Annotated in this window: 6 protein-coding genes; all 6 read left to right on the plus strand. The window is 52.3% G+C overall.

What is annotated here, in order from left to right; all coding sequences use genetic code 11:
• The first annotated feature begins 195 nt into the window (after positions 1–195).
• The 6 genes from FJ147_26000 to FJ147_26025 all read left to right on the plus strand — a co-directional run bounded on the left by FJ147_26000 (position 196) and on the right by FJ147_26025 (position 7262).
• On the plus strand, positions 196–861 hold the full coding sequence (locus FJ147_26000) for a transglutaminase domain-containing protein (GenBank protein MBM4259339.1): 666 nt from the start codon (positions 196–198) through the stop codon (positions 859–861).
• Between the two features lie 110 nt (positions 862–971).
• Entirely contained in the window at positions 972–1727 is a 756-nt protein-coding gene (locus FJ147_26005; GenBank protein ID MBM4259340.1) for an ABC transporter ATP-binding protein, read from the plus strand.
• 82 nt (positions 1728–1809) lie between these two features.
• On the plus strand, positions 1810–3510 hold the full coding sequence (locus tag FJ147_26010; GenBank protein MBM4259341.1) for a hypothetical protein: 1701 nt from the start codon (positions 1810–1812) through the stop codon (positions 3508–3510).
• Between the two features lie 134 nt (positions 3511–3644).
• Entirely contained in the window at positions 3645–4262 is a 618-nt protein-coding gene (locus tag FJ147_26015; protein MBM4259342.1) for an alpha/beta fold hydrolase, read from the plus strand.
• 198 nt (positions 4263–4460) lie between these two features.
• Positions 4461–5864 (plus strand): 3' terminal RNA ribose 2'-O-methyltransferase Hen1, encoded by a 1404-nt coding sequence (locus FJ147_26020; protein ID MBM4259343.1) that lies wholly within the window; start codon positions 4461–4463, stop codon positions 5862–5864.
• Between the two features lie 57 nt (positions 5865–5921).
• On the plus strand, positions 5922–7262 hold the full coding sequence (locus tag FJ147_26025) for an SWIM zinc finger family protein (GenBank protein MBM4259344.1): 1341 nt from the start codon (positions 5922–5924) through the stop codon (positions 7260–7262).
• The last annotated feature ends 152 nt before the right edge of the window (positions 7263–7414 follow it).

Consider the following 7414-nt stretch of genomic DNA (forward strand, 5'->3'; position numbering starts at 1 on the left):
CTTGTGTCGGGACTTCGAACATACCACCGTTTCCAGTGACGCTATGGTGTACTTGGCCAGTATCCGGCGCACGCTGCGGATGGTGACGACGGAAAATACGAATTAAAAAACACTTTCTTACGAGAGAGTCAGCACGAAGCACTCAACGATGGCTGGTCTGACAGTACCCCCCTCGATCTAGTTAGCTCTGTAGCAATTCCGGTGCGCAATACACTTCCAAACCCACGCGAGGTGACACAACTGCGGTTAACCGTTTCTGGTCCGACGGAAACCGCGCTGTTTGCCTTCCCACCACGCCAGGACTATCGCGACGGAACATTAACGATCTCAAACGAATCCCTTGTAACCCTCTCCTCTTATCTGCTGCCAGTGAGTGATCCGACGTTAGCCGCAGAACTGGTGGCTACGCCATTTCTGCAGAGCGATCACCCACGTATTAAGGAACAGCTCCAGCAGATCCTCAATGGAGAGCAGGATGCACGACGGGCAGTCCACAAACTGCTTGAGTGGATTTACGTCACCCTCGATAAAGAACCGACCGTCGGTATTCCAACCGCACTCGAAGCATTGAGCAGTAAAAAAGGGGATTGTAACGAACACGCGGTATTGTTCACTGCTCTCGCTCGCTCAGCGGGAATTCCCTCCCGTGTCGCTGCGGGGGTCGTGTACATGGATGAAGCCTTTTATTATCACGCCTGGTCAGAGGTGTGGCTGGGTCAATGGGTCGCTGTCGACCCTGCCCTCAATCAATTCCCCGCCGATGCAACGCACATCAAGTTTATTCAGGGTGGACCAGAAGAACATATGGCATTACTCAAGATTATTGGGCAAGTACGAATGGAGATTGTCGCATACCAATAGCTCTCAGCTGTCAGCAGTCAGCCAGGCACCTGGAGAACAGAATCTACACTTTGACACAAAGCCCATCCTCGCTGAACGCTGAATGCTGATCGCTATCCTTGTGAGGAACCATGATCCAACTCGAACATCTCAACAAAAAGTTTGGCCGTTTTACTGCCGTACATGACCTCAACTTGAAGATCGCCGAAGGCGAAATTTTTGGCTTTCTGGGCCCGAATGGTGCAGGCAAAACCACAACGATTCGCATGATGATGGGATTGCTGAAGCCAACAGCGGGACGCGTCGTGCTTGGCGGTCATGACCTCGCCGTGAACCCACTAGCAGCTAAAGCGATGTCAGCCTTCGTCCCGGATCGTCCGTATGTTTACGAAAAACTCACCGGTCATGAATTTCTCGAGTTTGTCGGCGGACTCTACCAAGTTCCTCCGCAGCTTTGTCTCGATCGTATCGAAGAGTCACTCAATTTCTTTAGCCTTGTAGATTGGGGTAATGAACTCGTGGAAAGCTACTCGCATGGCATGAAGCAACGACTGGTCGTTGCCTCTGCGCTACTCCATGATCCGCGCATTCTCGTGGTTGATGAGCCGATGGTTGGTATGGATCCAATCGGCGCACGGCTGTTCAAGTCGCTACTACGCTCGCTCACCCTCAAAGGAAAGACGATCTTCATGTCCACTCATAGCTTGGAGGTTGCTGAAGAGCTGTGCGATCGTATCGGCATTATTCTTGGCGGAAAGCTGATCGCACTAGGTACTCTTGATGAATTACAGCAACTGGCTGGAACTGAAAGTCGCCTGGAAGATATTTTCCTTAAACTTACCGCTGCACCGGACATGATGGACGTGATTGAGGCGCTAAGAGCTTAAAACAAGGCTTTAGGCTATAGGCTTCAGGCTTTAGGGAGGAAGGAAAGAACCCTTCAGCTTATAGCCTTCTTCAGAGTTTTTTATGAACAACTGGTTACTTCTTCTCGTTCCTCGCTTTTTCGCTCTCCGGAATGACTTTCAACGTCAAGGAAAAGGCGGGTGGACACGTGCGCTAGTCTTATTCACCCTCATGGCACTCTTCTGGGGAGGAACATTTTGGTTCTTCTCTCGGGCGCTTTCATATTTTCTCACCATTCCGGATCTTGGCCCCGTGCTGAACCAAAAGTTACTCAGCATGGTGTTTCTCACATTCTTTGCTATCCTTCTGTTCAGTAATGTTATCACTGGTCTCTCGACATTCTTTCTCTCACGCGATCTGCTCTTGTTAGTGCCAGCTCCCGTACCTCCTGGCCGACTGTTTGCAGCCAAGTTCGTCGAAACGCTGGTCGATTCCTCGTGGATGATTCTGTTATTTAGTGCGCCAGCGTTCCTGGCGTATGGCGTCGTGCATGGTGGCGGCCCGATGTATTACCTCATGACCGTGCTCACATTGATACCGTTTTTAATCGTGCCAGCCGCGATTGGGGTCATTGTGACGATGGTGCTTGCCTATCTTCTTCCAGCGCAACGCGGCAAGGATATGTTGATCGTTTTCTCTGCATTGTTTCTTGCGTTGCTCTATGTCTTCTTCCGTTTGCTTCAACCAGAGAAGCTGGTTAACCCTGAATCGTTCTCTGACTTCGTCGCTTTTCTTGCGGCGATGCAAACACCGACCTCACCCTTTTTACCGAGTACGTGGGCAAGCGAAGCGTTACTGCCGTTCCTCGGACTCAAGGCCGGAGAACCGATCTTCTACTACTTGTTATTGCTGAGCACCGCTCTTTTTCTCGTCGTTGCCGGGACATGGACAGCAACTGCGTTGTATCCTGTCGGCTGGTCGAAAGCTCAGGAAGGTCGACGCAAGGGGGGACAAAGCCAATGGGTAGACACTCTCCTGCGTGGCATTGCCCGTGTCTTTCCGGCGCCATTACGTGTATCGGTTGTTAAAGACCTGAAAACATTCTGTCGTGATACCGGTCAATGGTCACAACTTTTCCAACTTCTCGCACTGATTGTCGTGTACGTTTACAACTTCAGTGTGTTACCACGTGGTACTGGTTTTGTTGGCATGCTCGATTTGCAAAACTTTGTCGCCTTTTTCAATCTTGCGCTTGCCGCCTTTGTCATTTCTGCCGTTGCCATACGCTTTGTGTTTCCAGCCCTCAGTCTCGAAGGAAAAACATTTTGGGTACTGAAAAGCGCACCGATCCATCTGCGACGTTGGTGGTGGAGTAAATTCTGGGTTGCACTCCTCCCATTGTTGTTCTTTGGAGAACTGCTCGCAGTCGTCACTAACTATTTTCTTGGCGTCTCGACCTTTATGATGGTCCTAGCCCCAGTTACGCTCGGGCTGCTGACGCTTGCCCTTGTCGCCTTGGGCATGGCATTTGGTATTGCCTACCCCAACTTCACCGCTGAGCACGTCGCTAAGATTCCCGCAAGTTTCGGCGGCGTACTCTATATGGCGTTCAGTATTGTTTTCATCGGGCTGATTGTCGTCCTGGAAGCCTGGCCCGTACACTTGTTTCTTATGCGCAATTTTCAACGTCTTCCTTTGTCAACAGCTGACTGGTACAGCATCGCACTTTCTTTTACGGCGGCATTGTCACTCACCGTCATTCTTTTCTGGGGTGCGACGCGCTGGAGCATTACACGACTGGAAGAAATGGAGATTTCCCTGTAACGAAGAAGGGCGTAAAAGGAGAGCCGGTGAAAAGAGAAAGAGGGAAAATATGCAAGAGCATCAGTACTGCTCTTTTCTTTTTCGTCTTCTTCGCCGCATCACGTGCCTATGCCCAAAAACAGGAGGGGAAAAGAATGGAAGAGCAGGTCACATTTTCAGTCGGAAATCTCAAACTCGAAGGGTTGTTATCATTACCGACACAACCGGCGAAAATCGGTGCGGTCGTATGTCATCCACATCCGTTGTACGGCGGCGAAATGCGCAACAATGTCGTGTCGGCTTTGGTCGATGCATTTCAAGCGGCAGGGATTGCCACACTCCGTTTCAATTTTCGTGGCGTCGGTAACAGCGAAGGTGAACACGACGAAGGCAACGGCGAAGTTGACGATGTCAAAGCGGCAGTGACCTATTTGTTGAGTCGTCAAGCAGTCCCAACGGTCGTTGTCGCCGGCTATTCATTCGGATCGATGGTCGGCTTACGCGCCGGAGCGGCAGATGATCGTGTTCACAAACTGATTGGTGTCGCGTTGCCTATTGGTATGCGCGATGCCTCGTTTTTACATAGCGTGAAGAAGGCCAAGCTCCTCATCAGTGGTGATCACGATAACTATTCCCCAGTGCCTGGCTTGAACGACCTCATTACCAAGATGTCAGAGCCAAAGTCTCTGGTGATCGTTGACGGCGCCGATCACTTCTTCTGGGGACTGGAAGGAAAGATTGCCAAAGCAGCGGTAGAGTTTCTACAACACTAAACCAGGCTCTAGTACCGTGTCTCATAACTTCGTGAGCAGTTGTAGGGCGTGCGCAGCGCGCCAACTGACTGGCGCGTGGTACGCGCCCTACGATTTCACCGCGAATGAACTTGCGAGACACGGTACTAGGCTTTGGGCTCTAGAAGAGGGGTCTTTCCCTCAAGCCTAAAGCCCAGAGCCTAAAACCCCTTTTGCAACATGCTCCTCACCATCACCACCACCCATCAACCGGCAACTGACCTTGGCTACCTGCTCCATAAGCGACCAGAGCGTGTGCAGTCGTTCGATCTCTCTTTTGGCAGGGCACACGTCTTTTATCCTGAAGCATCTGCCGAACGCTGTACTGCGGCGTTGTTACTCGACGTTGATCCGATTGGCCTGGTGCGAGGAAAAGGTGGACCAGCAGGCGAAGGATTCGCGCTCCAACAGTATGTCAACGATCGTCCGTATGTGGCCTCGTCGTTTTTCAGTGTCGCTATTGCCCAAGTATTTGGCTCAGCTCTGAACGGCCGCAGTGCCGATCGTACAGAACTCGCCAATACGGCTATTCCACTGTATGCCAAACTCACCACTATTCCGTGTCGCGGTGGTGAAGGCCTGTTGAAACGCCTGTTCGAACCGATGGGTTACACCATCACTACGCAAGGAACAGTGCTCGATGAGAAGTTCACGGATTGGGGCGCAAGTCGTTACTTCACGGTCTCACTTGAAGCGACCTGTCGCTTACAAGACTTGCTTTCCCATTTGTACGTTCTCATTCCAGTACTTGATGACGACAAACACTACTGGGTCGATCACGCCGAAGTCGAGAAGTTGCTCCGCCACGGAGAAGGATGGTTGCCGTCACATCCTGAGCAGGAACTGATCGTCAATCGCTATCTAAAATACCAACGGCGTCTCACCCGACACGCTTTTGCCCAATTACTAGAAGACGACGTCACCGATCCTGACGACGAACAGGAAACTCGCACGGTCGAAGAAACGACGATCGAAGAGCGGATCAGCCTGAATCAACAGCGCATTGGATCGGTCATCGCCGCCCTCAAGCAACACAACGTTCATCGTATCGTCGACCTCGGTTGTGGCGAAGGAAAACTCTTACAAGCGCTGCTGAATGATAAAGAGTTCACCGCCATCGCCGGCATGGATGTCTCCTATCGTTCATTGGAGATCGCCAAAGAGCGACTACGCTTCGATCGCTTGCCACCCAAACAGCAAGAGCGCATCACCCTGTTCCAAGGCTCGCTCAGTTACCGTGACAAGCGGTTATCCGAGTACGATGCTGCGACAGTCATAGAAGTGATCGAGCATCTCGACCCACCACGCCTCGCGGCTTTAGAACGAGTGCTATTTGAATATGCACGACCAAGCCTCGTCGTACTGACCACCCCAAACGTTGAATATAACGAAAAATTCTCCGGGCTGCCGGCAGGCAAATTTCGCCATCGTGACCATCGCTTCGAGTGGACACGTAGTGAGTTCCAAACCTGGGCCAACAACCTCGCTCAACGTTTTGGCTATACGGTACACTTCCTACCCATTGGTCCAGAAGATTCTGGTGTTGGTGCGCCAACACAGATGGGGATATTCTCACGGGAATAAGTCCTCTTTCTACGCCACGGAGTGCTTATCAGACGAAGCGTACGGTCCCAAACGCCTATGGCCACAACTTTCACCACTGATCAAATCCTCGCACTCGCGCCTGACCCGGCTTCGGCAAAAGCTGGGCAAGGTCTTTCTTCTCCACGCAAATGGATGACCTTGGGCCAGAATGATCATGCAGCGTGGGGCAAGTGTCAGGGCAGTGGCAAGGATCCCTATCAAACACAAATCGATTTGAGCGAGCCTGCGTTTCGTTGCTCGTGCCCAAGTCGCAAGTTTCCTTGTAAGCATGGACTTGGTTTATTCCTGCTCTTGGCCAATCAACCTGACGTGTTCACGGATTCGCAGCAGCCCGACTGGGTTACGGAGTGGCTTGAATCGCGAGCGAAGAGTAGCGAAAAGCAAACTGAAAAACTCGCGAAGAAGGCAGAAACCACAAAGAAGACGATCGCCGATCCTGCCGCTCAAGTTCGTCGTGCATCTGACCGCGAAGCCAAAGTCGCCGCTGGCTTTGCTGAACTTGCACTGCGGTTGCGCGACCTCGTGCGCAATGGGCTCGCTTCAGCGCAAAACCATCCAGCGAATTTTTGGGACAACGTCGCCGCCCGTATGGTCGACGCGCAAGCTCCAGGGGTAGCTCGTCTAGTACGCGATCTGGCAACACTGCCACCAACTGGTCAAGGTTGGCAGGAGAAACTTCTGGCTCGTGCCAGCAAACTGTTTCTGCTTATCGAAGGGTTCTCTCGCTTGAACACTCTCCCCCCAGAAACTCAGGCCGATATTCGTACCGTCACTGGTTGGGCCTACTCACAAGATGAGTTGTTATCTCAGGACGGTATTCGCGATCGCTGGGCAGTGCTCGGACAACGGGTTGAGGATGAGGACCGACTCCGCGTGCAGTTCTCCTGGCTGCAAGGGTACGAAACGCAACGACACGCGTTGTTACTACATTTTGCTGCCGGAAATCAGCCACTCGACACCAGTGTCGTTTCCGGCACGGTTATCGATGCCGAGCTTGTCTTTTATCTTAGCGCCTATCCACTCCGGGCTTTGGTCAAAACCCGTAACGGTACTACGTCGACGCTGGATCCCCTTCCGCAGGGCCGCAGCGTTTCAGAGGCGACCACTCAGTATGCCGACGCACTTGCACAGAATCCCTGGCTTGAACGCATTCCTGTGCTGCTGACTGAAGTGGTTCCAGTCGCTGTGACCGATAGCCATTGGTGCTTACAGGATACAGCTAGTCGCACGCTCTCGATCCACCCTCGATTCTCACAGCACTGGGAGTTACTCGCTTTGAGTGGTGGCCACCCGACTCCGTTGTTTGGTGAATGGAACGGCGAATACTTGTTACCGCTGAGTGTCTGGGCAAATGGCAGGTTCGTTCGGTTTACATAAGTCATTGGTGACGGGGCCAGCCTGCCCATCCCTGTAAAGGTCGGTTGACTACCGTCGCATCGCCAGAATCCGCGCAGTCGATACGTGCGTTTGTTTTTTGCCACTCAGTTTGTGAGGTACTGGCTTCTTCGGCCCGCGTTTGGACTTGGTGT

The sequence above is a fragment of the Deltaproteobacteria bacterium genome, assembly GCA_016874775.1.
Taxonomy (GTDB): domain Bacteria; phylum Desulfobacterota; class Binatia; order Bin18; family Bin18; genus VGTJ01.

Coding starts and splice junctions, on each gene's coding strand:
- FJ147_26005 (MBM4259340.1), top strand. CDS start 972: ATGATCCAACTCGAACATCTCAACAAAAAGTTTGGCCGTTTTACTGCC.
- FJ147_26010 (MBM4259341.1), top strand. CDS start 1,810: ATGAACAACTGGTTACTTCTTCTCGTTCCTCGCTTTTTCGCTCTCCGG.
- FJ147_26015 (MBM4259342.1), top strand. CDS start 3,645: ATGGAAGAGCAGGTCACATTTTCAGTCGGAAATCTCAAACTCGAAGGG.
- FJ147_26020 (MBM4259343.1), top strand. CDS start 4,461: ATGCTCCTCACCATCACCACCACCCATCAACCGGCAACTGACCTTGGC.
- FJ147_26025 (MBM4259344.1), top strand. CDS start 5,922: ATGGCCACAACTTTCACCACTGATCAAATCCTCGCACTCGCGCCTGAC.